Genomic DNA, 26,634 nt, shown 5'->3' on the forward strand with positions numbered 1-26,634 from the left:
CGGCGCAGGAGGCCGACTGCCGGCTGAACGCTTTCGCGCCGGCGTCGCCCCGCCAACCCCGCCGTGCGAGGCGCCGCGTTGAACCTCCCACACAACCGGAGGTGACCCATGCGTGCCCTGCTCTGCGCTTCACTGATCGCCCTCTCGACGAGCCTGCCCGCGTTCGCCGGCAACCTCGTCGACCTGTCCGTCGTCGACCGCGATACGGGCACGACGCTGCCGACCTACATGAAGAACGGCAAGCTCTACATCGCCGGCAAGCCGGGCCATCGCTATGCCGTGCGCATGAGCAACCGCAGCGGCGGCCGCATCCTCGCCGTGCTGTCGGTCGACGGCGTCAACGCGGTCAGCGGCGAGACGGCCGGCCCGTCGCAGAACGGCTACGTGCTCGACGCCTGGGAGACGACCACGATCAACGGCTGGCGCAAGTCGCTCGACGAGGTCGCGCAGTTCAACTTCACCGCGCTGCCCGACAGCTATGCCGCGCAGACCGGCCGTCCCGACAACGTCGGCGTGATCGGCGTGGCCGTGTTCACCGAGCGCGTGCCGACCCGCCGCGAGCGTCAGGCCATCGCCGATGCGGCTGCGCCGCCGCCCGCCCCGGCGAGCGCCCCGCAGGCCTCGCGTTCGGCCCAGGGCATGGGCGAATCGAAGGCCGCACCGGCCGAAGCCGAGCGCTCGTCGAACGACGCGATGGCCAAGCGCGCCGAAGCACCGCGCCTCGGCACGGGCCATGGCGAGCGCGAGTGGTCGCGCGTCGGCACGACGACGTTCGAGCGTGCGAGCAGCCGCCCGGCCGAGCAGGTCGCGATCTGGTACGACAGCCGCCCGAACCTGATCGCACGCGGCATCATCCCGCGCCAGCCGATCGCACGCCACGTCGAGCCGGATCCGTTCCCGAACCGCTTCGTGCCGGATCCGCCGCGCCGCTGGTGATCCTTCCGCAGTGCCCCTCGCGGGCCCGTCATCCCCTGCGGATGGCGGGCCCGCGCACGTTCCCGCCTGCTACGCTTGTGCGCCCCCAACGCGGACCACGTGCATGCTCGACCGCCTCGACGCCGCCTCGTTCGCCTCGCTGGTCGGCCAGCGGGTCTCGGTCACCGCCGCGGACGCGGTCGCCGCGTGGGAGGTGGTGCAGGTCAAGCCGTTGGCCGCCCCGTCGCCGCGCCCCGTGGCGCCGTTCTCGGTGCTGCTGCGCGACGCGGGCGCCAAGGCGTCGTGGCCGCAAGGCCTCTACCGCCTCACCCACCCCGAGCACGGTGACCTCGACCTGTTCGTCGTGCCGCTCGGCCCCGACGGCGACGGCATGCGCTACGAGATCACGTTCAACTAGGCGCCCAGCCGAGGTAGCGGTAGATGCCGCGATCCTCGAGCAGCACGAAGCCGTGCCGCAGGTACCAGTCGTGGGCGCGGTTGTGGGCCTCGACGTGCAGCGTCATGCGCCAGCCGCGTTCGCGCGCGATCGCGAGCAGGGCTTCGAGGATGCGCGTGCCGACACCTTGCCCGCGCCGGCCGGCGAGCAGGCCGATGTCCATGAGGTTGAGCGCACCGTCGCCAACGTGCAGGCACAGTCGACCGACCGGTTCGCCACCCTCGACGATCACGAGGAACTCGGCGCCCGCGTAGTGCGTACGGTAGTGATGCCGCTGCAGCGCGGACTGGCTGTCGAGGAACGCGCGCTTCTGTTCGGGCGTCCACGGCACGACCGCGAGCTCTTCGGCACGGCCGTCGGCGTAGACCTGCTGGAGTAGCGCGAGGTGCGAGTCGTCCTCGACGACGAACGCAAGGCCCGGGCAGCGCGCCGCGAGCGCCGCGGCGAGCGGTGCCGCGATCACGCCGCAGCCGTGACCGAGAACACGAGGTAGTCGCGGAGCAGCGGCGTACCGTCGAGGTTCGCGAGCGGCCAGCGCACGTCGCCGCTGTCGGCGACCACGATCGGTGCCCGCATCGAGGTCGGCACGATCCACGCATAGACGCCGGGCTCGAGCCCCGCATCGGGTGTCGAGGCCGGTGCGCAGGCCAGTGTCGAGCACGTGCCGGGCACGTCGCCATGTCGCGTAGCGGAGATGTCGAAGCCGCACCAGACACCGCGTGTGGCGTGGAACACGAGACCCGCGCTGGTCTCCTCGGGCGCATCGGCACGCCAGCGCAGCACGTCGTGGCGATGCGCCCCGCCCTCGCCGTCGGCGTGCACGGCCTGCACGTCGAGGCCCGCGAGCGGACTGTCCTTCGTCGCGACGAGACCGTGCAGGTGCACGCGCCAGGCCTGCACCGAGGCGGCATCGACCGCACGATGCGCGGCGACCGTGGTCCAGCGCACGATGCCGTCGTCGCCGACATCGCGACGCAGCAGGCCGTCGAGCGGCGCGCGATCGACCGCGTACGCGGGTGCGGCTGCACCGAGCATGGCCGGCACGGCCGGCGCGAGGCTCGCACCGAGCAGGAAATGGCGACGTTTCATGGTGATCGGATCTCCGGCGAAGTCACACGGCCATCGCGGCGGGCTGGAAAATGAGGACACGTATCAGGCACGACCTTGCACACACGGCACTCAAGGCCTCGGCGGGAAGACACCTTGCAGCGCGATGCAGAAATTGAGTGTCAGGTAGGGCTGCATGTTGTTGTGCGGAAGTCCGCCACCCACCGCGGGCAGCAGCAAGGACGGCGTCAGCGGTGCCTGCGCGAGCGGTGCGTACGCGGCGATGCCGCCGATGCCCGTCGCGAACAGGTTGTTCTCCGGCGAGATGCTGATCGCATCGCCCTGCGACACGGTCACGCCGTGCGCATGGATCGGCATCTCGGATTCCAGCAGCGTCACGCTCGCGGCACCGCCGACTTCGCCGAGATCGTGCAGCGACAGTCCGGGCCCCTGGCCAGGATGCATCGGCACGCTGCCCTGCAGGTTCGGCAGCGCGAAGTTGCTCTTGCCGTTGCCGCCGTAGGTCGTACCGAGCAGCGAGAACAATGCGGTGTTCTGGGACAAGGGCAGGAGCTGCCCGTTGCAGAATGCCCAGCCACGCGGCGCGAAATTGAACGGGTAGATGCGGATCTCGGCGACGAAGGGATCGCTCATTCGAAGGTCCTCAGGTCGGCGAAGGGAAGATGCCGAACATCGAGATGATGTAGTTCACGCACAGGTAGGGCTGCATGTTCTCGTGCGGCTGGCTGCCGCCCGCGGGCGTCACCGACTGCGGCGCAAGCGTCGCGAACGGCGCGTCGGTGCCATAGGGCGAGACCGTGGCCGAGGCGCTCGCGGCCGGCACGAGGCCGACTGGCGTCGCATCGGTGGCGAGCGACTTGGTCGCGAGCAGCACGTGCGAATGCGAGGGCATCTGCGGTGTGCCGAGGGTGACGGACTCCACGCCACCGCTCTGGGCCATGCTGTAGGAGACGCCCCCCGGTCCTGTTCCCTGATGGATCGGCACGCGCCCGCGCATGTCGGGCAGCGCGAACGTGCTCTGTCCGTCGCCTCCGTAGGTCGTGCCGATCAGGTTGAACAGCGTCTCGTTCTCCGAGATCGGCATCAGCTGCCCGGAGCAGAACTCCCAGCCCGCCGGGGCGAAGTTGCCCGCGAACAACCTGATTTCACCGACATAAGGGGTACCCATGGTGGAAGGCCTCAGTTCGGGGAAGGAAAGATGCCCTGCAGGGCGATGCAGAACGAGATCGTGAGGAAGGGCTGGCGGTTCTCGTGCGCCTGGGAACCGCCGTTCGGCGTAATCGCATTGGGCGCCATCGAGATGTTGGCGGATGCCGCGCTCGCGTAAAGCGCCGAACCTGTCGTACGTGCGAGAACATCGGTCGCGAGCGGCGTCGACGTGGTCGCAAGGGCGCTGCTCGCCTGCAGCACGTGCGCGTGGGTCGGCATCTCCTGCAGGTTCAGCGTGTGCGCGGCTTCGCCCGCGCTCTCGCCGAGCGTGCGGCCACTGCCGAAGTGGACCGGCACGCGGCCGCGCAGGTCGGGCAGCGCGAAGTTCACCTGGCCATTGCCGCCGTACGTCGTGCCCAGCAGCGAGAACAAGGCCTGGTTCTGGTTGATCGGCAGCAACTGGCCGTTGCACAGCGCCCAGCCCCGCGGAGCGAAGTTGAAGCTCATCATGCGGATCTCGGAGAGGAACGGTTGCGACATCGGTGCATCTCCTGGCGGTTCGTTGTTGCCGGTGGCGAATCGCCACCGGACGCAGGCTTCATCAGAGGGTGCAGTCGCGGAATCCGGACGTCGCGGAAATCAGGAGCGTACCGCCGCCTGCCGGGTTCTGCCCGTTCACGTAGGCCTGGAGCAAGGGCGATGTCGTGTTCACCCCGAGGCCGACGATCCCGAACGCATCGGTCGTCGCCACGGCGCCCTGCTTGCGCAGGCCGATGCCCTCCGTACCGCCGCTGCCCGCACTCGTGTTGCCCGAGAGGGCCACGCACAGCGTCGTGTTCTCGCCCACCGCATTGTTGCCCGAATCGAGACGGATGCCCGGTCGCACGCCACCGAGAGGCGCGGCGACCGTGTTGTTCTCCACGCGGGCATTGAGCACGCCCTGGGTCGCCCGGACGACGCCGAGGATGCCGTTGCCGTCGGTCTGGCTGACGATGTTGTTGCTGACGTTGATGCTCATCGTCGGATTGTCGGTCGCGTTGACACCGTTGACGCCGAACGCGATGCCGTTGGCGCCAAGCGAATTCGCCGGGTGGGCGGGCGCAACGACATTGTTCGTGATCGAGCCCGTGACCTCGGCACCCGCGTTGAGGGCACTGACCGAGATCGCGCTGCCGGTGATGTTGGCGATCGGCGTGCCGGCGGTACCGTTGCCCGAGATGTTGACGTTGCCGCGCCCGCGATCGCCGATCGCGAACAGGATGCCTTCCAGGTTGATGCGGTTGGCCGCGCTTTCGCCGCGCACCTGGTTGCCGGTGATCGCGATGAGATTGCCGCCGTCGTGCGGGATGCCGAGCGTGGCCTGCGTCGCGCCTGCCGCGTTGCCGCCCTGCACGCGGATGCCCGAACCGCCGGGGAAGTTCGTGATCACGTTGTTCGTGATCGCCGCCGCGTTGACCGTGGCAGCCCCTCCGGCACTGCCGTTGGCGACCACGAGGATGCCGCTGCCGAGCGACTGCAGGTTGCTGGTGCTGCTCGTGAACGTGTTGCCCGACACCTGCAGGTTCGAGATCGAGCCGGCGTAGTTCGCGATGTGCACGCCGTGGTAGCGCGCATTGGTCAGCGCATTGTTCGTGATCGCGACGGCACCGGTGAGGTTGACCTCGGTGCCGGTCACCGCCGTGTTGAACGCGATGTTCGACTCGCCCGGCGCGCCGCCCGTGCCCGATGCGTCGATCGCGCCGTTGGCGAACGTGAAGCCGTTGACCAGCGTGCCCTTCACGCCACTGCCCGCGGTGCCGAGGACGCGCATCGAGGTGAACGACGGGTTGGACGTGCCGGTCAGCTGGATGCCGTGTGTGCCCGCATTCTGGATCGTGCCGCCGCTGCCGGCGCCGCCGGTACCGGTCACGGCGAGGCGACCCGACGTGCCTGTCGCGTTCAGCACGATGCCGCTCGACGCGCCGTTCGACGACACCGACTGGAATGTCGCGTTGCCGAAGCCGATCGTCGTGTTGAGGACGTTGAGCGCGATGCCCGAACCGCTCGAGATCGTGTTGCCCGAGCCTTCCACGGAAATCGTGCCGCCGCCCGTGGCCTGGAAACCGGCGCCCGTGGTCGTCGACAGCACGAGGCCGCCGTTGGTGAACGCGATCGTCGAACCCGTATTGGTCGTGAGGTCGACCGCGTTCGCGGTCGTGCTCGCGAACGTCTTCGAAGCCCCCGAGAACGTGATCGTGCCGCCGCTGTTGGCGTTCGCGCGGACACCGCTGCCGACGCCGCTCGACGACAGGTTCCCGCTGAACGTCAGCGCGCCGCTCGTGCGCGTTCCGATGTCGAACAGGTGCCCGTTCGTGGTCTTGCCCACGCTGCCCGAGTAGATCGCGGTCAGACTGCCGCCGCTGACCAGCACGGCGGGACTGCCCGCGGCACTGGCCGACAGCGCGCCGTTGCCGAAATTCACTTCGCCACTGACGTTCGTCAACGCGATGTTGCCGTTGCCGCTGCTCGACGAGACACCTTCGAAGATCGAGCCCGCCACGAAACTTCCGTTGCTCAGCGCGAGCGCCTGCCCGCTGCCGCTGATCAGCACGCCGTCGCGCACGTTGAGCATTCCGAAGCCGTTGCCGCTGATCGACGGTCCGGTCGTGTTGCCGATCTCGAGTGCGCGCAGCGTGTTGCCGTTGCCGAGCGTGATGCCGGGCGTGGTGCCGGTGGTCGTCGTGATCACCGGACGCGCCTGACCGATCGCGGGACGCGCGACGCTGTTGGACGGCGGGAACAGGCCGAACTCGGCATCGAAGCCCGCGCCGGTGACGGAGTGCCCGATGACCCACACGCCGGCGGAAAGCGTCGCGCCGCCCGTGTGCGTGCCGCTGTACAGGAAGATCCGGTCGGTATTCGCGTTGGCGAGACCCGCGGCGGTCGCGAACGTCTGCAGCGGCCTCTGCAACGTGCCGGTGCCGCCCGGCGTGGCCGCGGGATCGACGAACCACACGCGCGGGCCCGACAGCGTGAACGTCATCGTCGCCGGAGCACTGCAGGCGACCGGGACGCCGTCGTCGCAGACCTGGTAGCTGAAGCTGTCCGTGCCCGACGACACGCCGGCCGGCGGATCGTAGGTGTACGCACCGGTCGCCGCTGTGATCGTGACGCGACCGCCTTGTGTCGTCGTCGTCGGGATCGATCCGCCGACCACGAACGTCGAACTGTCGGGATCGCTGATAGAGCCCGGTGCGAGCAGGTAACCGGTCGCACCGGCGGCCACGTCGATCGCGATGTGCGAATGGACCGGCAGCGCCGCGGGCGGCGTGACGACCGGTGCATCGTTGACAGGCGTGATCGTGATCGTGCTCGTCGCCGTGGCGCTTGCAGCCTCGCCGTCGCTGGCGACCCACGCCACGGTGCGCGGCGCGGTCGATGGATTCGACGAGGTGTTCGTGTAGGTCACGGAACGCAGCGCCGCCTGATAGGCCGCGACGCTCGCCGTGCCCGTCAGCGTCAGCGTGCCGGTGCCTGCATTGAACGACGCCGTCACGCCACCGCCCGAGCCTCCGCCGAGCACGTCCTGGCCGTTCGTGTAACCGGCGGTGATCTGCACGGTCGCACCGGCGAGCTGGGTGTCGTCGGCATCGGTCACGGTCAGCCCCGGCGCGATCGCGACCGCACCGCTGCCTTCGGTATAGGCCAGCGTGCCGCCCGCCATGACGACGGGCGCCTCGTTGAGGCGCTGCACGGTCACGGTCGTGGTCGCGGCTGCGCTGGCGAGATCGCCGTCGGTCGCGCTCCACGCGAGCGTGCGCGGTGCCGTGGTCGGCTGCGCGATCGTGTTGACATAGGTCACGCTGCGCAACGCGGCCTGATAGTTGGCGACACTGCTCGTGCCGGTCAGCACGAGCGTGCCGGTCGCGGCCGTGTAGCTGCCCGTGATGCCGTTGCCCGGCGTGAACGCGAGCACGTCCTCGGCGGCGACGAGACCGGCGGCGATCTGCACGGTCGCGCCTTCGAGGTCGGCGTCGTCGGGATCGGTCACTGTCAACGCCGGTGCGACGGCGACGGGCGCGCTGCCCTCGAGGTAGTCGACGTTGCCGGCCGCGGTGACCACGGGCGCGTCGTTGACGGCCGCGACGGTGATGGTGCTGCTTGCCGGCGTGCTCGTCGCACCGCCGGCGTCGGTCGCGGTCCAGGCGACCGTGCGCGGCAGCGTCGACGGATCGTCCGACGTGTTCGCATAGGTGACGGCACGCAGCGCGAGCTGGTAGTTCGCGACCGTGTCGGTGCCGGCCAGGGTCAGCGTGCCCGTGGCCGGGACGAACGTCGCGGTGATCGTCGCGGTGTTCACGAAGGCGAGCACATCCTCGCCCTCGACGCGGTTCGTGGTGATCTGCACGGTCGCGCCGGAAAGGTTCGTGCTGTCGACGTCGGTGACCGTGAGCGACGGATCGACCGGCGTCGCCGCATCGCCTTCGGTGAACGCGAGCGTGCCACCTGCGGTGACCACAGGTGCATCGTTGACCGCGGCGACCGTGACCGTGCTCGTGACGGGAACACTCGTCGCCGCACCGTCGTTGGCGACCCACGTGATCGTGCGCGCGGACGCCGAAGGATCACCCGACGTGTTCGCGTACGTCACCGCGCGCAACGCCGCCTGGTAGTTGCCCAGCGTATCGGTGCCCGTGAGCGCCATTGTGCCGCTGCCGGCATCGAACGTCGCGGTGATCGTGGCGGTGTTCGCGAACGCGAGCACGTCTTCGCCGTTCACGTAGTTGCCCGTGACCTGCACGCTCGCGCCGGCGAGCGTCGTGTTGTCCGGATCGGCGACCGTGATCGTCGCGTCGACCGGCGTCGGGGGATCGCCCTCTTCGTAGGCCAGCGTGCCGCCTGCGGTGAGCACGGGAGGATCGTTGACGGGAGTGATCGTGATCGTGCTCGTCGCCGTGGCGCTCGTGGCCTCGCCGTCGGTGACCGTCCACGCGATGGAACGCGGCGTGGTGGACGGGTTCGTCGACGTGTTCGCGTAGGTGACCGAACGCAGCGCCGCCTGGTAGGCCGCGAGGCTGGCCGTACCGGTCAGCGTCAGCACGCCGGTCGCGGGGTTGAAGCTCGCCGTGATGCCGCCGGCCGGCGTGGCGGCGAGGACATCCTGGCCGGTCGCGAAGCCCGCGGCGATCTGCACGCTCGCGCCGGCCAGGTCGGTATCGTCGGGATCGCTCACCGTGACGGCGGCGTCGATCACCGTCGCAGCGCTGCCCTCGGTGTAGGCGAGCGTGCCGCCTGCCGTGACGACCGGCGCTTCGTTGAGGCGCTGCACGGTCACGGTCGTGGTCGCCGGCGCGCTGGCGAGGTCGCCGTCGGTCGCAGTCCAGGAGAGCGTGCGCGGTGCCGTCGTCGGCAAGGCGATCGTGTTGACGTAGGTCACGCTGCGCAGGGCGGCCTGGTAATTCGCGACGCTGCTCGTGCCGGTCAGCACGAGCGTGCCGCTCGCCGCCGTGTAGCTGCCCGTGATGCCATTTCCGGCCGTGAACGCGAGCACGTCCTCCGCGACGACGAGGCCGGCGGCGATCTGCACCGTCGCGCCCTCGAGGTTCGCATCGTCCACATCGCCGACGGTCAGGAACGGCGCGGCCACGACCGGCGCGCTGCCCTCGAGGTAATCGACGTTGCCGAGCGCCGTGACGACCGGTGCATCGTTGACGGCCGTGATCGCGACCGTGCTCGCGGCGGGCTGGCTCGTGGCGCCGGCATCGTCGCTGGCGGTCCAGGTGATCGTACGCTGCAGCGTCGACGGATCCTGCGACGTGTTCGCATACGTGACCGTGCGCAGCGCGGCCTGGTAGTTCGCGACCGTATCGGTACCTGTCAGCGTGAGCGTGCCGGTGGCCGCGGCGTACGTGGCCGTGATCGTGGCCGTGTTCGCGAACGCGAGGAAGTCCTGGCTGTCGTCGTGGTTGGCGGATATGCGCACCGTCGCACCGGCGAGGTTCGCGCTGTCGACGTCGCTGACCGTAAGCAGCGGATCGAGCGCCGACGGGGCATCGCCTTCGGTATAGAGGAGCGTGCCACCTGCGCCGATGACCGGCGCATCGTTGACCGCGCCGACCGTGATCGTGCTCGTCACGGGCACACTCGTCGCCACGCCGTCGGTCGCGGTCCATGTGACCGTGCGCGGCAGCGCCGAGGGATTGCCCGACGTGTTCGCGTACGTGACCGCGCGCAGCGCAGCCTGATAATTCGCGAGCGTGTCGTTTCCGCTGAGCACCAGCGTGCCGGTGCCCGCGGTGAATGTCGCGGTGATCGTGGCCGTGTTCGCGAACGCGAGCACGTCCTCGCCGTTCACGTAGTTGGCCGTGAGCTGCACGCTCGCGCCGGTGAGCGTCGTGTTGTCGGGATCGGTGACCGTGACCGTCGTGTCGACCGGTGTCGCGGCGTCGCCTTCCTCGTAGGCCAACGTGGCGCCGGCAGTCAGCACGGGCGCGTCGTTAACCGCGGTGATCGTGATCGTGCCCGTGGCCGGTGCGCTGTCACCCCCCGCATCGCGTGCGATCCACGTGACCGTGCGCACGGCGGTCGACGGATCCTGCGAGGTGTTCTCGAAACGCACGTTGCGCAGCGCGGCCTGGTAGTTCGCGATCGTGTCGGTGCCGCTCAGCACGAGCGCACCGGTCGTCGGCGTGTAGACGCCCGTGATCGTCGGCGTGTTCACGAACGACAGCACATCGGCGCCCGACTGCAGGTTCGTCATGATCTGCACGGTCGCACCGACGAGATCGGTGCTGTCGGGATCGGTGACGGTCACGCCGGCATCGAGGATCGCCGGCGCGTCGCCCTCGGTCCACGCCAGCGTGCCGCCGGCCGTGACCACGGGCGGATCATCGACCGCATTCACGGTGACCGTGATCGTCTGCGGCGCGCTCTCGTCGACGCCACCGTTCGCGGTGCCGCCGTCGTCGCGCAGCACGACGGTGAGCGCCGCGGTGCCGTTCTCGCCGGCCGCGGGTGCCCAGCTCAGCACGCCGGCCGGGCTGATCGTCGGCGTGCCGTCGAACAGCGTCGGGTTGCCGTTCGCGGTGATCGCGAACGTGAGCACCTGACCTGACTCGTCGGTCGCGGTGACCGGTCCGGGACGGATGCCGGTCGCGACGGTCGCGGTCTGCGGGCCGGAACCTTCGTCGACCGCGGGCGGATCCTGCGGCGTGAATTCGGGTGCGTCGTTGACCGGCGTGATCGCCACGGCCGCCGTGGCCGGGATCGAGGTTCCCTGGCCGTCGCCGGCCGTGAACGTGAAGCTGTCGCTGCCGTTGCGGTCGGCATTCGGCGTGTAGGTGACCGTCGCGGTCGACGGCGAGGTCGACGTGACCGGCCCGAGCGTGCCCTGCGTCGGCGGCGTGGCGATCGCGAACACGAGCGCATCGCCTTCCGGATCGACGCCCGACAAGGTCAGCGTGACGGCGGTGTCCTCGAGCGTGGTCGCCGCCGTCGGCGTCGCGGTCGGCGGCGTGTTGCGCGTGTTGGTCACGTCGATGCGCATGAACACGCGGCCGTTCTCGATGGCGGCGAAGAACGCGCGCAGGTCGATGCCGGCCTCGCCGCTCGTCGCGTCGCCGGCCGCGTCGACCGCGAGCGGACCGACGCCGTTCCAGTCGCCGGTGAGGCCGTCGACCACGAAGTTCGCCGCGAGCGCGCCGCTGCTGCCGAGCAGCACGAGGCCGACGAGTCGCCACGCCGCCTTGAGTCGCCGCGCGCGGCGCGCACCGGCGAAGGCCATCAGGGTCGCGAGCAGCAGCACGGCCGGCCAGGCCAGCGTCGGGATCGCGATCGCCGGCAGGCCCACCACGATCGGACCACCGTCCGCGCCGGCGAGAAGGTCGTCGCTGCCGGATGCGCTGCGCGCGACGACCGCGACCGTGAAGCGCGCGGCCGTACCGACCTGGAGTTCACCGAGCGCGTCGGCGATCTCGACGGTGTCGGTGCCGGCGATGCCGTTGCCGACGCCGACCGGGTAGCCCGCACCGAGCGGGATGCCGGCGCCGAACGCGCCGCCGCTGCAGCGATGGCGCGTCATCGAGGTCACCTGCGGCGAGCTGCCACCGGCGACGACCACGTCGAGGCGCACCTCGCCTCCGCCCGCAGGCGCTTCGACGCAACCGGTCGCCGGGTTCGCGTCGGTATCGACGTAAACGGAATAGGTGTAGGTCTGGGCGATCGCGGGCAGCGACGCGGCCACGAGCAACGCGCTCAGCGCGCGGACGATCCATCGGCTCGACATGATGTTCCCCTTGTTTCACACCCTTCCCGACCGGCAGACCACCCTCCGCCGGGCCGACGGCGGGTCAGTGCCCGCCGTGAACATTGTGAAGAATAGTCTCGTGAAGCCGCTGCCGCCATCGATTCCTGCGGCGCCGGATCGCGCCGTTCGTCAGTCCGGCTTGCGCGGCAGTGCAGCATGCACGGGCGGTGTGACCGAACGTCCGTAGGCATCGCAGGTACCGAGCTCGCACAGCACACGGCGCAGGCCGGGCTGGGCCTGCACGACGAGGTGGAACAGCACGTTCTGTTCGAGCGAGCCGCGTACGGCCTCGGCACCGGGGCCACGTGCGAACACCGCGACGTCCTCGCCACCGTGCGTCTCGCTGGCCAGCGGCACGCCCGACTCCTGCTGGTAGTCCGGATGCGCGGTGTCGACGTCGTCGAGCGGATGGCGGTCGGGTCCTTGTGCGACGAAACGCTTGGGCTCGTGCGGGAAATGCTTGGGACCTTCGGGCTGCAGGTTCGAGGCACCGAGGTAGCCCGAGCCGTTCGCGTAGCCGAGCGTCGTGTAGGTGCGGCCCGTCGCATCGTGCGCGAGCTTGTCGCTCGGCGCCCCCTCGAACGACAGCCCGCGCACCTTGCCGAGGATCGGATTGCCGCGCACCGGGTAGCCCGCGATCGTGAGCGTGTGGCTGTGGTCGGCGGTGACGAGGATCAGCGTGTCGTCGACCGAGGTCATCTCCGCCGCGGCGCGCACCGCATCGGACAGCGCGACCGTCTCTGACAGCGCGCGGAACGCGTTGCTGCCGTGGTGGGCGTGGTCGATGCGGCCTCCCTCGACCATGAGGAAGTAGCCTTCGGGGTCGTCGCGCAACAACGTGATCGCCTTGCGCGTGAGCTCGGCCAGCGAGGGCTCGCCAGCGCCGTCGGCGACACGATCATGCTCGTAGCGCATGTGGTCGGGCTCGAACAGGCCGAGCACGCGGCCCTGCCGCGGCACCGGCAAGGCGTCGAACTGGGCCTGGTTCCAGACGTAGGTCGAGCCCGCCACGGCCGACCATTCGGCGACGAGGTCGCGACCGTCGCGGCGCTTGCCGCGCAGCGCCGGATACTCGGGATCGGGCGTCGTATCCGGCATGAACCACGCGCGTCCGCCGGCGAACGTCACGTCGATGCCGCGGCCGACGTCGTACCGGGCGAACTGGCGAGCGAGGTCGACGCAGCCTTCGGCCACGGCCGCCGCCGGCAGCGAGACGTCGGCCTCCCAGTTGCGATCGGGCGAGTGGCCGTAGGTCGCGGCAGGCGTGGCATGGGTCAGGCGCGCGGTCGAGACGACGCCGGTGGCGAGGCCGGCCGCGCTCGCAAGCTCGAGCGCGGTCACCGCCTCATTGCCGGCCAGCGTCGCGCAGTCGCGGCGCTGCGTGCGCTGGTTGACCGAGACGACGCCGAAGCGCGTCTTCACGCCGGTCATGATCGCGCTCATCGTGCCGGCCGAATCGGCGGTCTGCGCATCGACCTCGTAGGTGCGGCTCAACGCCGTATAGGGGAAATCCTCGAACGACAGGCGCGTCTCCTCGCCCGGGCGGCCTTGACGCTGGCCCGCGAGCACGCGCGCCGCGGCGATCGTCGAGATGCCCATGCCGTCGCCGAGGAACACGATCACGTTGCGGGCGCGCGGCGGCGCATCGCCGCGCTGCGCCGCGGCCGTCGCGGCGCCGGCGCGGTACCACCACTCGGGCGTCTCGCCGCCGGGGCGGGCGATCGACGGCACGTCGATCGGCGGTGCGGCCACGGTCGCTGCCGGGCGTGGCGCCGTTGCGCACGCGGCGAGACCGGCCACGCCGCAGGCGGCAAGCGCGAGGCGCGGGAAGAACGATGTCATCCGGAGGGTCCTCGATCACGGCACACCCGGATGGTGCGCCGCAGAAAAAGACGATTGTCACCCATCCGGCCGGTTTTCCGTACGCCTCCGCACACCCTCGTGATTCCGCGGGGTCCGGAAACGCTGCATGACCACCGTGCCACCCCGTCCCTGCATCCTGCCCGCGCGCCTGCACGCCCGATTCGGCGCGCACATGCGCGAGGCCGTGTACGCCTGCGTGGCGATGCCGGACGGCGGACATCTGCTCGGCGGCCGCTTCGGCGCGGCCGATGCTGGTGTGCCGGCATGGCTCGTGCGGCTCGGCGCCGACGACCGCCCGCACCGCCAACATCCCGCGAGCATGGATGGCGCGGTCTGCGCGATCGCGCTCGACGCGGTCGGCGGCGTGCTGATCGGCGGCCTGTTCGCGCACGTCGGCGACACGCCGCGGGCAGGCCTCGCGCGCCTGCATGCCGACGGCACGGTCGACGCCGCGTTCGATCCGGGCGTGGACGGCACCGTGCTCGCGCTCGCGACGCTGCCCGATGGCGCGATCCTCGTCGGCGGCGCGTTCACGCGCGTCGACGGCCACGCACGCCACAACCTCGCCTGCGTGACCGTCGAAGGACGCGTCGATGCACGCTTCGCCATCGGCGCCGATGCGTGGATCGACCGCATCACCGTGCAGCGCGAAGGCCAGGTCATCGTCGCGGGCGGCTTCGCCTCGTTCGGCGGCCTGCCGCGCGAACGCATCGCGCGCCTCGACCGCCACGGTCGCGTCGAGTCGCTGTTCGATCCGAACGGACGCGCGTGGATCCCACGCCGCCCGCTGCGCTCGTCACCGGCCTCGCCCGCCCTGCATCGCATCGATCGCCGCGAAGGCACGCGCTGAGCACACGCCACCGCCTGCCATATCGATATGGCAGGCGGGCATGGGCCCGTGCCGCCGGCGCGACGCATGATCGGGAACTCGCCCGCCCGGAGCCCGCCGATGTCCCGCCTCGCCACGCTGTTCGCCGTCACCTGCGCGCTCGCCAACCTCGCCACGACGGCCCACGCGGCGCCAGCCACCAAGCCCGCCGAGGCGACCGTGACCGTGCTCTACGACGCGTTCGGCAAGGACGCGGGCACGCACAAGGACTGGGGCTACGCGGCACTGGTCGAGTACGGCGACACGCGCATCCTGTTCGACACCGGCAACGATCCCGAGGTGTTCCGCCGCAACGTCGAGGCCAGGAAGGTCGACCTCGCGAAGCTCGATTTCGTCGTCATGTCGCATCGCCACGGCGACCACATGGGCGGCATGAATCATCTGCTCGCGGTCAATCCGAAGGTGAAGATCTACGCGCCGAAGGAAGGCTTCGGCGTCTACGGCGGCGACCTGCCCGCCACGTTCTACCGCCGCGATGCGTCGCTGCCGGCCGAGCAGCGCTACTTCGACGGTGCCCCGCCCGAGACGCTGCGCTTCGGCTCGGCGTGGCCGAAGGCCAACATCGCGCTCGTCGACAAGACGATCGAGGTCGCGCCGGGCGTGCACCTGATCGCGCTCGTGTCCGACAAGACCGGCACGCTCGAGCTGCGCGAGCTCTCGCTCGCCCTGGAGACGACGAACGGCACCGTGCTCGTCGTCGGCTGCTCGCACCCGGGCCTGGACCGCATCGTCGAGGCCGCGACCGCGATCGACCCGCGCATCCAGCTCATCGCGGGCGGCTTCCACCTCGTGGTCGCCGACGACGCCGCGATCGGCGCGCTCGCGACCGCGCTCGACCAACGCTTCAAGGTGAAGTACCTCGCGCCGGGACACTGCACGGGCGAGCCCGCGTTCGCGGCGTTCCGCAAGGCTTTCGGCGAACGCTTCCTCTACGCCGGGCTCGGCTCGCGCATCGTCGCAGGCGCCACGCCACGTGCGTCGGCCGCCGTCATCGACGACGCCGACCTGCGCGACTACCGCGCCGCGCTCGCACTGCGTGGCGGCGACGACCACCACGACCACGGCGAGCTCGCCGTGCACTGAGTCACGCTCCGCCGTCGTACCAAGGTACGACGGCGGCCGCGCGACGCGGCGACTACGCTGGCCCGGGCCAGCCCTTCGGGGCACCTCGGGAGGAAGCATCATGCGTACCGTCTCGCGCGCGCTCGCCGCGCTCTGCCTCGCCGGCACGGGCCTCGCCCACGCCGCCTGCGTCGACAACGTCGTGCTCGTGCACGGCAACACGGGCAGCCCCTCGGATTTCGTCAACACGACCAACACGCTGATCGCGCGCGGCTACACGTCCGCGCAGATCATCCGCCCGTCGTGGGGCACCTCGTGCGCGGCCTGCAACGACCACCTCGGCAGCGAGGAGACGCCGGTCGAGAACGCGCTGATCGACGCGATCGCCTCGTCGTGCACGGGCCGCATCGACGTGATCGGCCACTCGATGGGCGCGACGCTGGCCGCGCGCGTGATCGACCGCCTCGGCATGAAGGCGTACGTCGACAGCTTCGTCGGCATCGCCGGCGCGTTCCGCGGCCTGCGCAGCTGCGGCACCTATCCGTACAACGTCTGGACCAGCACCTGCGGCGCCTGGGGCCTGTCGGTCAACAGCCCGTTCGTCAACGGCATCGCGGGCAAGCGCTTCGGCGCGCGCGTGCACTCGATCAAGTCCTACTACGACGAGATCGTCTGCGCGACCGGCGTGTGCACGGTCGCCGGCGTGCACGCCTCGTCGATCGCGGGCGAGGACACGAGCACCACGTACACCTGGGGCCACTTCGGCCTGCTCTGGTACACGTCGACTAAGCAGGCCGACCTGATCCAGTAGCGCGGGCTCAGACCAGCTTGCTCCAGCGCATCTCGGCGACGCCCGCCGGCGGCGTGAAGGCGTCGGCGCGCGCCTCGGGCCAGAACCGCTGGAACACCGCGTGCTCCGGCACACCGTCGAGCAGCTCGCCGGGGCGCACGAACGGGTACAGCACCGCGAGGGAACGCACCTCGTTGCCCGACACGCGACGGATGATGTGCTCGGGACCGAGCTCGCCGGGATGGCGCAGGCCGGCCGCCGCGACGAGCTCGCGTAGCGCGCGCAGCGTGTTCTGCTGGAAGTTCTTCACGCGCTCGGCCTTGTCGGGCACGTCGAGCGCGCGCCAGCGCTTGGCATCCTGCGTCGCGATGCCGGTCGGGCAGTGGTCGGTGTGGCAGGTCTGCGACTGGATGCAGCCGAGCGCGAACATGAAGCCGCGCGCGGCGTTGCACCAGTCGGCACCGAGCGCGAGCGTGCGCGCGACGTCGAAACCCGTGATGATCTTGCCGGCCGCGCCGATGCGTACCTCGTCGCGCAGGCCGAGCCCGACCAGCGTGTTGTGCACGAGCAGCAACGCCTCGCGCAGCGGCGCGCCGACGTGGTCGGCGAACTCCATCGGCGCCGCACCGGTGCCGCCCTCGCCGCCGTCGACCACGATGAAGTCGGGTCGGATGCCGGTCGTGAGCATGGCCTTGGCGATGCCGAACCATTCCCAGGGATGGCCGATCGCGAGCTTGAAGCCGGTCGGCTTGCCACCCGACAGCGTGCGCAGGCGGGCGATGAAGCGCAGCAGGCCTTCCGGCGTGTCGAACGCCGAATGGCGCGCGGGCGAGATGCAGTCCTCGCCCTCGGGCACGCCGCGCGTCAGCGCGATCTCGCGCGTGACCTTGGCCCCGGGCAGCATGCCGCCGTGGCCGGGCTTGGCGCCTTGCGAGAGCTTGAGCTCGATCATGCGCACCTGCGGCAGCACGGCGCGTTCGACGAAGCGCTCCTCGCTGAACACGCCGGCGCGTTCGCAGGCACCGAAATAGCCCGAACCGAGCTCCCAGACGACGTCGCCGCCCATCTCGCGGTGGTACGGCGACAGCGAGCCTTCGCCGGTGTCGTGGTAGAAGCCGCCGCGCCGCGCACCTTCGTTGAGTGCGCGGATCGCGTTCGGCGACAGCGAGCCGAAGCTCATCGCCGAGATGTTGAACACGCTCGCCGAGTACGGCTGCGTGCAGTCGGGCCCGCCGACCGGCACGCGGAAATCGTGGTGCTCGATCTCGGTCGGCATCATCGAGTGGTTGATCCACTCGTAGTTGGCCGCGTAGACGTTGCGCTCGGTGCCGAACGGACGCGTCTCGAGCGCAAGCTTGGCGCGCTGGTACACGATCGCGCGCTGGTCGTGCGAGAACGGCACCTCGTCGTCGTCGGCCTCGACGACGTACTGGCGCATCATCGGCCTGATCGTCTCGAAGAAATACCGCACGTGGGCGAGGATCGGGAAGTTGCGCGGCAGCGTGCGGCGCGTCTGCGCGATGTCGGTGACACCGACGACCGTGAGGAAGCCGCTCGCGAACGCGAGCACGCGCCACGCCCAGCCGTCGTTCCACAGCACGAGCGAGGCGACGAACGCGATCACGACGGCGGCGAAGAACCAGTAGCGCGTCGGCAGCGGAGACTTCAAGGCTGGCGTCCTTCCGGGGCGGGCATTCCCGAGCATAGCGCAGCCGCGCGAAGCAGCCGGCGGCGCGGGTGCCGGCCTCCCGTCATCAAGCGCTCAGGACGCGCGGCATCGCTTGCTTCGACGTCGCCGAAGACCGCGGCGGGGCACCACCAACTGTCGGACGGCGACGCGTCGAACAGATGCAGCGTGGCGACGATCAGCCCTTGCCGGCGTTCGCCGCCGGAGGCGGACGCCGTTGCAGCGCCATCGCCTTGAGCGCGTTGAGCGCCTCGCTGAGCGCGTAGTCGCGCGGCGCTTCGCTGCGCACGAGCGGCGTCGTCACGGGTGGCGTCGCGCCCGGGGTCTCGTTGTCGCCGCGCAGATGGTTGCGCAGGTCGCGCTCGCTCGCGATCGGGTAGGGATCACGGTCGCTCTCGGTGAGCTGCAGGTCGGCGAGCTCGATGTCGGGCGCGATGCCGGCAGCCTGGATCGAGACGCCGCTCGGCGTGTAGTAGCGCGCCGTCGTGAGCTTGATCGCATGCTGCTCGTCGAGCGAGAGCACCGTCTGCACCGAGCCCTTGCCGAAGCTGCGGCGCCCCATGAGCAGCGCGCGGTGGTTGTCCTTGAGCGCACCGGCGACGATCTCGGCGGCCGAGGCCGAACCCTGGTCGATCAGCACAACGATCGGCGCGCCGTTGAGGGCATCGCCCGGCGTCGCGCGGAACGCCATTTCGGCCTCCTTGACGCGCCCGCGCGTGGTCACGATCGTGCCGCTGTCGAGCAGCGTGTCGCTGACCTCGACGGCCGCCGTGAGCAGTCCACCCGGGTTGCTGCGCAGGTCGATGACGGCCCCCGCGAGCGGCTTGCCGTTCTCCTTCTGCAGGCGGTCGATGCGCCGGCGCAGTTCGCTGCCGGTCTCCTGCTGGAACTGGCTGATGCGCAGGTAGGCGTAACCGGGATCGAGCAGGCGGCCACGCACGCTGACGACGCGGATCGTCTCGCGCTTGAGCTTGAACTCCTGCGGGCCGCTGACGCCTTCGCGCAGGATCGACAGCGTCACCTCGCTGCCGGGCTTGCCGCGCAGCAGGTCGACCGCCTCGTTAACGTTCTCGCCCTGCACGACCGTGTTGTCGATGCGCAGGATCGTGTCGCCGGGCTTGATGCCGGCGCGCGCGGCCGGCGTGTCGTCGATCGGCGAGACCACGCGCAGCGTGCCGTCGAGCGTGGTCACTTCGATGCCGAGGCCCTGGTAACTGCCGCTGGTGTCCTCGCTGAGCTGGTCGAGCGCAGTCGACTCGAGGTACTCGCTGTGCGGATCGAGTCCGACCAGCATGCCGCGGATCGCCGCCTGCATGAGCGCCTTGTCGTCGACATCCTCGACATAGGCCTGCTTGACCAGACTCATGACCGCCGTGAACGTGCGCACGTCCTCGAGGCTGATCTGGCCCGTGGACGGCACACCTGCCGGCAATGGCGTGGACGTCTCGCCAGTGGCCGCCTCTGCCTCGTCGGCCTCGACCTGAAGCGCTGCAGGCGGATCGGCCGCGTGCACGGCTCCGGCGAACGTGGCGAGAAGGACGAGCAGGCGGCGACGCGGAAAACGGGACATCGGGGGCACCTCGGCAGGATCGCGCCGATCATAGCGCGGTTGGCGGAACGGCCCCGGAAGGCGCGTGCCGAACCGCGTCAGACCGTCATGCGCACGATCGGTTCGCGATCAGCGTGCGCGCAGCCACGGTTTCGGGTCGATCGGCTGGCCCTGGCGACGCAGCTCAAAGTACAGCGCAGGCGTCGACTGGCCGCCGGTCGCGCCGGCCTGGGCGATCGACTCGTCGGGGGCGACCCAGTCGCCGACGTCCTTGAGCAGGGCCTGGTTGTAGCCGTACAGGCTCATGTAACCGTCGCCGTGGTCTACGATGAGCAGCAGGCCGTAGCCCTTGAGCCAGTCCGCGTAGGCGACGCGGCCGTGGCCGACCGCGCGCACGTCGCTGCCGGCTTCGGCACCGATGAGCAGGCCCGACAGGCGCCGGCCCGACGCATCGCGTCCGCCGAAGCCCGCGACGAGCCTGCCGGCGGCCGGCCAGCCCATCGCACCACGGCGGCTCGCGAACGGTGCCGAACCATCGAGCTGGCGCGGGATGTCGGCGAACACGTCACGCAGGCGCTCGATGAGGTCGAGCAGGCCCTTCTCGTCCTTGCCGAGCGTGGCGAGACGCGCCTGCTGGTCCTTGACGCGCGTTTCGAGATCGGCGAGCAGCGTGGCACGCTCGCCACGCTCGCGCTCGAGATCGGCGACCCGCGCCTGCTGCTCGGCCCGCGTCGCGTTGAGGTCGGCGTTCTTGGCCTCGATCGCGGTCTGCACGTCGGCGAGCGCGCGCAGGTCGGCGAGCAGGCCGTCGATGCGCTCGACGCGCGCACGCTGGAAATAGCGGTGGTAGGCCATGACGCGCGCGATGCGGCCGACGTCCTCCTGCTGCAGCAGCAGCTTGAGTTCCTCGTCGTGGCCGAGCGCGTAGGCCGAGCGCAGTAGGGCCGCGAGCGCCTCGCGCTGCGTGCCGAGCGCCTTGGTCAGCGTCGAGCGTTGCGCCTCGAGCCCGGCGAGTTCTTCCTGCTGGCCGCCGAGGCGCGCATCGAGTGCGCGCAGCTCGCCGATCGCGGCGGCGATCGCGGTCTCGTGCGTACGCAGCGCGCGCGTGGCCTCGTCGCGCTCGCCGGTGGTGCCGCGCTGCTGCTCCGTGAGCTCGCGGATCTGCGCGCGCAGCGTCTCGAGCTTGCCGCGCGCGACCTGCTCCTCGGCGGCGCGCTTCGCGGCATCCTCGGGCTGCGCCTGCGCGGTCGCGACGAAGAGCGACAGCGCACAGGCGAGGAACACGCGCATCAGGCGAGGAACTCGACCAGGTTGCGGCCCGTCATCTCGACGGGTTGCGGCAGGCCCATCAGCGCGAGCGCGCTCGGTGCGAGGTCACGCAGTGCGCCGGGTTGGAGCTTGGCGGGGCGACCGACGTAGACCAGCGGCACGGGACCGACCGTATGCTGGGTGTGCGCGACACCGTCACCGTCGAGCATCTGTTCGAGGTTGCCGTGGTCGGCACTGATCAGCATCTCGCCGCCGCTCTCGCGGATCGCCGCGACGATGCGCCCGAGCGCGATGTCGATCGCCTCGACCGCCTTGATCGCGGCGGCCTCGATGCCGCTGTGGCCGACCATGTCGGCATTGGCGACGTTGCAGGCGATGAAATCGAAGCGCCCGCCGCGGATCGCCTCGACGAGGCGGTCGGTGAGTTCGGGCAGGCTCATCTCGGGCTGCAGGTCGTAGGTCGCGACCTTCGGGCTCGGCACGAGGATGCGCTCCTCGCGGTCGAACGGTGCCTCGCGCCCGCCCGAGAAGAAGAACGTCACGTGGGCGTACTTCTCGGTTTCGGCGATGCGCAGCTGGCTCAGGCCGAGCGAAGCGAGGTATTCGCCGAGTGTGTTGGCCATCGACTGTGCGCCCCATGCGATCGCGCTGACCGGCAGGTCGGCGGCGTACTCGGTCAGCGACACGAACGCCGACAGCGCGATCGCACGCGAGCGCGCGAAGCCGTCGAACGCGGCGTCGACGAACACGCGCGTGAGCTGGCGTGCGCGGTCGGCGCGGAAGTTCATGAACACCACCGCATCGCCGTCGGCGATGCGCGCGCCGTCGCCGATCACGGTCGGCAACACGAACTCGTCGTTCTCGCCGCGCACGTAGGCCGCGTCGAGCGCGGCACGCGCGCTCGTCGCGACGTGGTCGGCGCGCGCCTCGGCGATCGCGTCGTAGGCCTTCTGCACGCGATCCCAGCGCTGGTCGCGGTCCATCGCGTAGTAGCGGCCGCTGACGCTCGCGACGAAGGCACCCGGCGTGGTCGCGCACAAGGCTTCGAGTGCGTCGATCGATGCGCCGGCGCTGCGCGGCGGCGTGTCGCGGCCATCGAGGAACGCGTGCACGGCAATGCGCGGCACGCCACGCGCGGCGGCGAGCGCGATCATCGCGTGCACGTGCGCCTCGTGGCTGTGCACGCCGCCCGGCGAGAGCAGGCCGAACAGGTGCAGCGTGCCGCCGCGCGTGACCGCGGCATCGCAGGCCGAGACGAGCGCCGCATTCGAGGCGAAGCTGCCGTCGGCGATCGCCGCGTCGATGCGCGTGAGGTCCTGGTAGACGATGCGGCCCGAGCCGATGTTCATGTGGCCGACTTCGGAGTTGCCCATCTGCCCGTCCGGCAGGCCCACGGCGAGGCCGTGCGTCTCGACCAGCGTGTGCGGGCACTCGTCGAGCAGGCGGCGCCAGTTCGGGCAGTCGGCCTTGGCGATCGCGTTGTGCTCGTGTGCCTCGCGATGGCCCCAGCCATCGAGGATGAGCAGCAGGACGGGCTTGGGTCGGGACATCGGCGGGCAGGTCTCGGCGGGAAACGACGCGGCATGGTAGCGGAAGCGTCGCCGGGCGCTTAAACGGTTTCGCCTCCCGCCGCATCCCATGCCGCACGACCCCCAAGGAGACCGACCATGCTGCGCCCCCTCTGCCTCGCCCTCGCCCTCGCCCTCGCCCTCGCCTTCACCGCCGCCTCAGCCCATGCCGCCGACGACATCAGCAAGGTCAACGGCGCGATCCGCGTCGAGGCCGGCCAGGAAGCCGGTGACGTCGACACCGTCAACGGCGCGATCCGCATCGGCGAGAACGCGCGCGTGCGCAAGGTCTCCACGGTCAACGGCGCGATCGACATCGAGTCCGGCGTGACGCTGGAAGCCGTCGAGACCGTCAACGGGCGCATCGCGATCGGTGCGCGCGTGCAGGTCGCCGGCGATGCCGAGACCGTCAACGGTGCACTGACGCTGCGCGAAGGCAGCGACCTCGCCGGCAAGGCCTCGACCGTCAACGGCGTGGTCCGCCTCGAGTCGGCACGCGTAGGCGGCGGCATCGAGACCGTCAACGGCGACATCGAGATCGGCGAGGGTTCGCGCGTCGAGCGCGGCATCCTCGTCGAGAAGCCGAGCGGCTGGTCGTTCGGCAAGCCCAAGCTGCCGCGCGTCGTGATCGGCCCGAATGCGGTCGTCGAAGGCACGCTCGAGTTCCGCCGCGAGGTCGAGCTGTTCGTGAGCGACACCGCGCGCGTCGGCGAGATCAAGGGCGCCACCGCGAAGCGCTTCAGCGGCACCTCGCCGTAACGCGGGCGATGCCTCGCGCCGGCGCCTGCTTCGTGCAGTGCGCCGGCGCTGCGACGTGAACGCAAGGTTCACCTCGCCGAACCTCCCCTGAATTCGGTTCAGGTTCACTGCAGCGGTGGAATCGTGGTGCCGACACACCACCGACGTTCCACGCCGCGCGGCCCGCCGCGCACCTGCAGGAGAACCCACCCATGACCCGTTACCTGTTGCTGCTGCTCGTCGCGACCTGCAGCGCCTCGGCGTTCGCCGCCGACCGCAAGGACGCCGAGATCGCCCTCGCCCAGGCCGAGACGGCCGTCCAGGCGGCCGAACGCGCCGACGCGGGCGCCGCCGCGGCACCCGACTATGCGTCGGCACGCGACAACCTCGTCGCCGCACGCGGCGCGCTCGAGCGCCGCAACTGGACCGACAGCGCGATGAATGCGGAAAAGGCCAAGGCCGACGCCGACCTCGCCGCCTCGCGTGCCCGCCAGGCACGCGCCGAATCCGCCACCGCCGAGATCGACGCGAGCGTGCAGACGCTGCGCCGCGAACTCGCCCGCCCGGGAGTCTGAGCCATGAACACCGTCATCCGCCGCGCCACCCCGCTGCTCGCCGTCGCCCTGCTCGCTGCGTGCGCCTCGACGCCGAAGGGACCGCCGCCCGAGATCGTGCGCCTGCAGGACGAGGTCACGCGCCTGCGCTCGGATCCCGCGATCGCGCCCAATGCGGTCGAGGAGATCGGCCGCGCCGACGCCGCGGTGTCGCTGCTCGCCGCCGAGCATCGCCAGCTCAAGGAGCCGATGTTCCGCCACGGCATCTACATCGCCGACCGCCTCGTGCAGACCGCCGAAGCCAATGGCCTGGCACGCTACGCCGAGACACGCGGCAAGGAACTCGGCATCGAGCGTGACCGCCTGCTCGTCGACGTGCGCGCCCGCGAAGCGGCCGATGCACGCCTCGCCGCGAACTCGGCGCTCGCGACGGCCGAATCGGAGCGCCGCGCCGCCGAACTCGCACGTGCGGATGCTCTCGCCGCGCGCAGCGAGCTCGAGACCATGCGCAGCAAGCTCACCGAGCTCGAGACCAAGCAGACCGAACGCGGCCTCGTCGTCACGCTCGGCGACGTGCTGTTCGAGGTCAACCGCTCCGAGCTCAAGCCCGGCGCCGCGCGCTCGCTCGACCAGCTCGCCGCCGCGCTGCGCGAGGATCCGCAGGCCAGCGTGAGCATCGAGGGCCACACCGATTCGACGGGCAACCACGCCTACAACATCGACCTGTCGGCGCGCCGCGCCAACACCGTGCGCAATTACCTCGTGAGCCAGGGCATTCCCGATGCACGCCTGCGCACGCGCGGCCTCGGCCCCGACTACCCGGTCGCGAGCAACGGCAACGAAGCCGGTCGCCAGCAGAACCGTCGCGTCGAGGTGATCGTGAGTTCCGGTCTGGCACAGCGCTGAAGCGCGGTGCCGCAGGGGGATGCCCGTCAGGCGGCGACGCCGGGCGGGCATTTTCATGTGCCGTATCGTGACTTGCGGCCTTGCGCGCGATCGCACGGCGCGGACTAGAATCGGCGTTCCCCTCGCCCGGAGACCGCCCATGGTTCGACTCGCCCTCGTCAGCGCGATCGCGCTCGCCCTCGCCGCCTGCGGCAAGCAGGAGGCCGAAGCGCCCGCTGCGCCGGCGACGCCACCCGCGGCCCCCGTCGCGACGAAGCCCGCTCCGGTCGTGCCGACCTCGGAAGGCCGCTTCTCGCCCGAGATCAAGGCCGAGGATTTCGCCGCACGCGTCAAGACGCTGTCCTCGGACGAGTTCGAAGGCCGCAAGCCCGGCACGCTCGGCGAGCGTGCGACCACCGCCTACATCAAGGATCAGTTCGAGCGCGCCGGCCTCAAGCCCGGCAACAAGGGCAGCTGGTTCCAGACCGTGCCGATGCAGACGACCACGCTGCTGGACGCCGACAAGGTCGCCATCGAGGTCGCCGGCGGCAAGGGCAACGAGAGCTTCTCGCTGACCGGCGACGCCGTCGTCGGCACGCTCGACGGCAGCACCGACGTCGAGCTCAAGGCGTCCGACATCGTCTTCGTCGGCTACGGCGTCAACGCTCCCGACTGGAACGACTACGCCGGCCTCGACGTCAAGGGCAAGACGGTCATCGTGCTCGTCAACGATCCGGGCTGGGGGAACCAGGATGCGGAACTGTTCAAGGGCAAGGCACTGACCTACTACGGCCGCTGGACCTACAAGTACGAGGAAGCCGCACGTCAAGGTGCCGCCGCCGCATTCATCGTGCACGAGGATGCCGGCGCCGGTTACCCGTTCGGCGTCGTGCAGAGCGGCTGGAACGGACCGCGCCAGTCGCTGCCGCCGAGCGAGGATCCCGCGCCGAAACTCAAGACCGCAGGCTGGTTCACCGAAGCCGCGGCGACGCGCCTGTTCGCGAGCTCCGGCCTCGACTTCGCTGCGCTCAAGAAGAGCGCCGACGTGCGCGGTTTCAAGCCGACCGCGCTCGACGCGAAGCTCTCGGTGAGCTTCAAGAGCCGTGTCGACACGAGCAGCTCCGAGAACGTCGTCGCGATGATCCCGGGCAGCGAGCGTCCCGACGAGGCGATCGTCTACACCGCGCACTGGGACCACCTCGGCAAGGACGAATCCCTGCAGGGCGACCAGGTCTACAACGGTGCGATCGACAACGCGACCGGCGTGGCCGGCATCATCGAGATCGCCGAGGCGTTCGCGAAGCAGGAACCCGCGCCGAAGCGCTCGGTCGTGTTCACGGCGGTGACGCTCGAGGAATCGGGCCTGCTCGGCGCCCAGTACTTCGTCGCGCACTCGCCGTTCGCGCTCGACAAGATCGCCGCCAACATCAACCTCGACGCGCTGCCGGTCGACGGCCCGACCAAAAACGTCACCGTGATCGGCCTCGGCCAGTCCGAGCTCGACGGCTACATCGAGGAGGTCGCGAAGGCGCAGGGCCGCGTCATCGGCGGTGACGAGGAACCCGAGAAGGGCTTCTTCTTCCGCTCCGATCACGTCAACTTCGCGCGCGCCGGCATCCCCGCGCTTTACGCGTCGGGCGGCCTCGACCTCGTCGAGGGTGGCGAGGCGGCCGGTCGCGCCGCGGCCGAGGACTACACGCGCAACCGCTACCACAAGCCCGGCGACAACTACGATCCGAACTGGGATTACCGCGGTACCGTGCAGGACCTCGAGGCGCTCTACGCGGTGGGCCGCAAGCTTGCCGACGAGGCCACGTTCCCGCAGTGGAAGCCCGGCGCCGACTTCGCGCGTCCCGCGAAGAAGTGACCGACATCCGCCGACGCGGCGTGCCCCGGCACGTCGCGTC

At 70.4% G+C, this 26,634-nt stretch carries 20 protein-coding genes; 9 read left to right on the forward strand and 11 right to left on the reverse strand.

Features of this window, described 5'->3' with window-relative positions:
* The first annotated feature begins 108 nt into the window (after positions 1-108).
* Both ACQQ2N_RS03700 and ACQQ2N_RS03705 read left to right on the forward strand, forming a co-directional pair.
* Complete coding sequence (locus tag ACQQ2N_RS03700) at positions 109-936, forward strand: hypothetical protein (RefSeq protein WP_440224328.1); 828 nt, start codon at positions 109-111, stop codon at positions 934-936.
* Between the two features lie 103 nt (positions 937-1,039).
* Positions 1,040-1,333: a DUF6916 family protein gene (locus ACQQ2N_RS03705; protein WP_440224329.1), complete on the forward strand. Its 294-nt coding sequence runs from the start codon at positions 1,040-1,042 to the stop codon at positions 1,331-1,333.
* Here the strand turns inward: ACQQ2N_RS03705 and ACQQ2N_RS03710 are convergent.
* From ACQQ2N_RS03710 to ACQQ2N_RS03740, 7 genes are all read right to left on the reverse strand, one after another.
* Positions 1,326-1,835 carry a GNAT family N-acetyltransferase gene (locus ACQQ2N_RS03710; protein ID WP_440224330.1) on the reverse strand — a complete coding sequence of 170 codons (510 nt, stop codon included), beginning with the start codon at positions 1,833-1,835 and terminating at the stop codon, positions 1,326-1,328. The genes ACQQ2N_RS03705 and ACQQ2N_RS03710 overlap by 8 nt on opposite strands.
* Positions 1,832-2,461 carry a hypothetical protein gene (locus ACQQ2N_RS03715; RefSeq protein WP_440224331.1) on the reverse strand — a complete coding sequence of 210 codons (630 nt, stop codon included), beginning with the start codon at positions 2,459-2,461 and terminating at the stop codon, positions 1,832-1,834. The genes ACQQ2N_RS03710 and ACQQ2N_RS03715 overlap by 4 nt, the downstream gene beginning before the upstream one ends.
* Before the next feature lie 90 nt (positions 2,462-2,551).
* On the reverse strand, positions 2,552-3,073 hold the full coding sequence (locus ACQQ2N_RS03720) for a phage tail protein (RefSeq protein ID WP_440224332.1): 522 nt from the start codon (positions 3,071-3,073) through the stop codon (positions 2,552-2,554).
* A gap of 10 nt (positions 3,074-3,083) precedes the next feature.
* Complete coding sequence (locus ACQQ2N_RS03725; RefSeq protein ID WP_440224333.1) at positions 3,084-3,608, reverse strand: phage tail protein; 525 nt, start codon at positions 3,606-3,608, stop codon at positions 3,084-3,086.
* Positions 3,609-3,619: 11 nt separating this feature from the next.
* Positions 3,620-4,129, reverse strand: coding sequence for a phage tail protein (locus ACQQ2N_RS03730; RefSeq protein WP_440224334.1), 510 nt, complete (start codon positions 4,127-4,129; stop codon positions 3,620-3,622).
* Between the two features lie 61 nt (positions 4,130-4,190).
* Entirely contained in the window at positions 4,191-11,852 is a 7,662-nt protein-coding gene (locus tag ACQQ2N_RS03735) for a beta strand repeat-containing protein (RefSeq protein ID WP_440224335.1), read from the reverse strand.
* Between the two features lie 150 nt (positions 11,853-12,002).
* Positions 12,003-13,715 (reverse strand): alkaline phosphatase, encoded by a 1,713-nt coding sequence (locus ACQQ2N_RS03740; protein ID WP_440224336.1) that lies wholly within the window; start codon positions 13,713-13,715, stop codon positions 12,003-12,005.
* A 127-nt stretch (positions 13,716-13,842) separates the two neighbouring features.
* Here ACQQ2N_RS03740 and ACQQ2N_RS03745 point away from each other — a divergent pair, with 127 nt between their 5' ends.
* The 3 genes from ACQQ2N_RS03745 (at position 13,843) to ACQQ2N_RS03755 (ending at position 16,498) form a co-directional block, all read left to right on the forward strand.
* Positions 13,843-14,586: a delta-60 repeat domain-containing protein gene (locus ACQQ2N_RS03745; RefSeq protein ID WP_440224337.1), complete on the forward strand. Its 744-nt coding sequence runs from the start codon at positions 13,843-13,845 to the stop codon at positions 14,584-14,586.
* 99 nt (positions 14,587-14,685) lie between these two features.
* Positions 14,686-15,708, forward strand: a complete 1,023-nt coding sequence (locus tag ACQQ2N_RS03750) for an MBL fold metallo-hydrolase (protein ID WP_440224338.1) — start codon at positions 14,686-14,688, stop codon at positions 15,706-15,708.
* Positions 15,709-15,808: 100 nt separating this feature from the next.
* On the forward strand, positions 15,809-16,498 hold the full coding sequence (locus tag ACQQ2N_RS03755; RefSeq protein ID WP_440224339.1) for an alpha/beta fold hydrolase: 690 nt from the start codon (positions 15,809-15,811) through the stop codon (positions 16,496-16,498).
* 7 nt (positions 16,499-16,505) lie between these two features.
* Here ACQQ2N_RS03755 and ACQQ2N_RS03760 read toward each other — a convergent pair whose 3' ends face one another.
* The 4 genes from ACQQ2N_RS03760 to gpmI form a co-directional block, all read right to left on the reverse strand.
* Positions 16,506-18,146, reverse strand: coding sequence for an FMN-binding glutamate synthase family protein (locus ACQQ2N_RS03760; RefSeq protein WP_440224340.1), 1,641 nt, complete (start codon positions 18,144-18,146; stop codon positions 16,506-16,508).
* Between the two features lie 196 nt (positions 18,147-18,342).
* Positions 18,343-19,734 (reverse strand): S41 family peptidase, encoded by a 1,392-nt coding sequence (locus ACQQ2N_RS03765; protein WP_440224341.1) that lies wholly within the window; start codon positions 19,732-19,734, stop codon positions 18,343-18,345.
* A gap of 108 nt (positions 19,735-19,842) precedes the next feature.
* Positions 19,843-21,003, reverse strand: a complete 1,161-nt coding sequence (locus ACQQ2N_RS03770) for a murein hydrolase activator EnvC family protein (protein ID WP_440224342.1) — start codon at positions 21,001-21,003, stop codon at positions 19,843-19,845.
* Positions 21,003-22,532: a 2,3-bisphosphoglycerate-independent phosphoglycerate mutase gene (gene gpmI, locus ACQQ2N_RS03775; RefSeq protein WP_440224343.1), complete on the reverse strand. Its 1,530-nt coding sequence runs from the start codon at positions 22,530-22,532 to the stop codon at positions 21,003-21,005. The genes ACQQ2N_RS03770 and gpmI overlap by 1 nt, the downstream gene beginning before the upstream one ends.
* 117 nt (positions 22,533-22,649) lie before the next feature.
* On the opposite strand from gpmI, the gene ACQQ2N_RS03780 reads away from it, so the two are divergent.
* The 4 genes from ACQQ2N_RS03780 (at position 22,650) to ACQQ2N_RS03795 (ending at position 26,594) form a co-directional block, all read left to right on the forward strand.
* Complete coding sequence (locus ACQQ2N_RS03780; RefSeq protein ID WP_440224344.1) at positions 22,650-23,309, forward strand: hypothetical protein; 660 nt, start codon at positions 22,650-22,652, stop codon at positions 23,307-23,309.
* Between the two features lie 191 nt (positions 23,310-23,500).
* Positions 23,501-23,863 (forward strand): hypothetical protein, encoded by a 363-nt coding sequence (locus ACQQ2N_RS03785; protein WP_440224345.1) that lies wholly within the window; start codon positions 23,501-23,503, stop codon positions 23,861-23,863.
* Between the two features lie 3 nt (positions 23,864-23,866).
* On the forward strand, positions 23,867-24,748 hold the full coding sequence (locus ACQQ2N_RS03790) for an OmpA family protein (protein WP_440224346.1): 882 nt from the start codon (positions 23,867-23,869) through the stop codon (positions 24,746-24,748).
* 139 nt (positions 24,749-24,887) lie between these two features.
* Positions 24,888-26,594 (forward strand): M28 family metallopeptidase, encoded by a 1,707-nt coding sequence (locus ACQQ2N_RS03795; RefSeq protein ID WP_440224347.1) that lies wholly within the window; start codon positions 24,888-24,890, stop codon positions 26,592-26,594.
* Positions 26,595-26,634: the final 40 nt, after the last annotated feature.

The organism is Dokdonella aquatica, assembly GCF_051987395.1.
Lineage (GTDB): Bacteria > Pseudomonadota > Gammaproteobacteria > Xanthomonadales > Rhodanobacteraceae > Dokdonella.

What these genes read in the sequence shown, in the direction of transcription:
- ACQQ2N_RS03700 (WP_440224328.1), top strand. Translation starts at nt 109, where the DNA reads ATGCGTGCCCTGCTCTGCGCTTCACTGATCGCCCTCTCGACGAGCCTG.
- ACQQ2N_RS03705 (WP_440224329.1), top strand. Translation starts at nt 1,040, where the DNA reads ATGCTCGACCGCCTCGACGCCGCCTCGTTCGCCTCGCTGGTCGGCCAG.
- ACQQ2N_RS03715 (WP_440224331.1), bottom strand. Translation starts at nt 2,461, where the DNA reads ATGAAACGTCGCCATTTCCTGCTCGGTGCGAGCCTCGCGCCGGCCGTG.
- ACQQ2N_RS03720 (WP_440224332.1), bottom strand. Translation starts at nt 3,073, where the DNA reads ATGAGCGATCCCTTCGTCGCCGAGATCCGCATCTACCCGTTCAATTTC.
- ACQQ2N_RS03725 (WP_440224333.1), bottom strand. Translation starts at nt 3,608, where the DNA reads ATGGGTACCCCTTATGTCGGTGAAATCAGGTTGTTCGCGGGCAACTTC.
- ACQQ2N_RS03730 (WP_440224334.1), bottom strand. Translation starts at nt 4,129, where the DNA reads ATGTCGCAACCGTTCCTCTCCGAGATCCGCATGATGAGCTTCAACTTC.
- ACQQ2N_RS03735 (WP_440224335.1), bottom strand. Translation starts at nt 11,852, where the DNA reads ATGTCGAGCCGATGGATCGTCCGCGCGCTGAGCGCGTTGCTCGTGGCC.
- ACQQ2N_RS03740 (WP_440224336.1), bottom strand. Translation starts at nt 13,715, where the DNA reads ATGACATCGTTCTTCCCGCGCCTCGCGCTTGCCGCCTGCGGCGTGGCC.
- ACQQ2N_RS03745 (WP_440224337.1), top strand. Translation starts at nt 13,843, where the DNA reads ATGACCACCGTGCCACCCCGTCCCTGCATCCTGCCCGCGCGCCTGCAC.
- ACQQ2N_RS03750 (WP_440224338.1), top strand. Translation starts at nt 14,686, where the DNA reads ATGTCCCGCCTCGCCACGCTGTTCGCCGTCACCTGCGCGCTCGCCAAC.
- ACQQ2N_RS03755 (WP_440224339.1), top strand. Translation starts at nt 15,809, where the DNA reads ATGCGTACCGTCTCGCGCGCGCTCGCCGCGCTCTGCCTCGCCGGCACG.
- ACQQ2N_RS03765 (WP_440224341.1), bottom strand. Translation starts at nt 19,734, where the DNA reads ATGTCCCGTTTTCCGCGTCGCCGCCTGCTCGTCCTTCTCGCCACGTTC.
- ACQQ2N_RS03770 (WP_440224342.1), bottom strand. Translation starts at nt 21,003, where the DNA reads ATGCGCGTGTTCCTCGCCTGTGCGCTGTCGCTCTTCGTCGCGACCGCG.
- gpmI (WP_440224343.1), bottom strand. Translation starts at nt 22,532, where the DNA reads ATGTCCCGACCCAAGCCCGTCCTGCTGCTCATCCTCGATGGCTGGGGC.
- ACQQ2N_RS03780 (WP_440224344.1), top strand. Translation starts at nt 22,650, where the DNA reads ATGCTGCGCCCCCTCTGCCTCGCCCTCGCCCTCGCCCTCGCCCTCGCC.
- ACQQ2N_RS03785 (WP_440224345.1), top strand. Translation starts at nt 23,501, where the DNA reads ATGACCCGTTACCTGTTGCTGCTGCTCGTCGCGACCTGCAGCGCCTCG.
- ACQQ2N_RS03790 (WP_440224346.1), top strand. Translation starts at nt 23,867, where the DNA reads ATGAACACCGTCATCCGCCGCGCCACCCCGCTGCTCGCCGTCGCCCTG.
- ACQQ2N_RS03795 (WP_440224347.1), top strand. Translation starts at nt 24,888, where the DNA reads ATGGTTCGACTCGCCCTCGTCAGCGCGATCGCGCTCGCCCTCGCCGCC.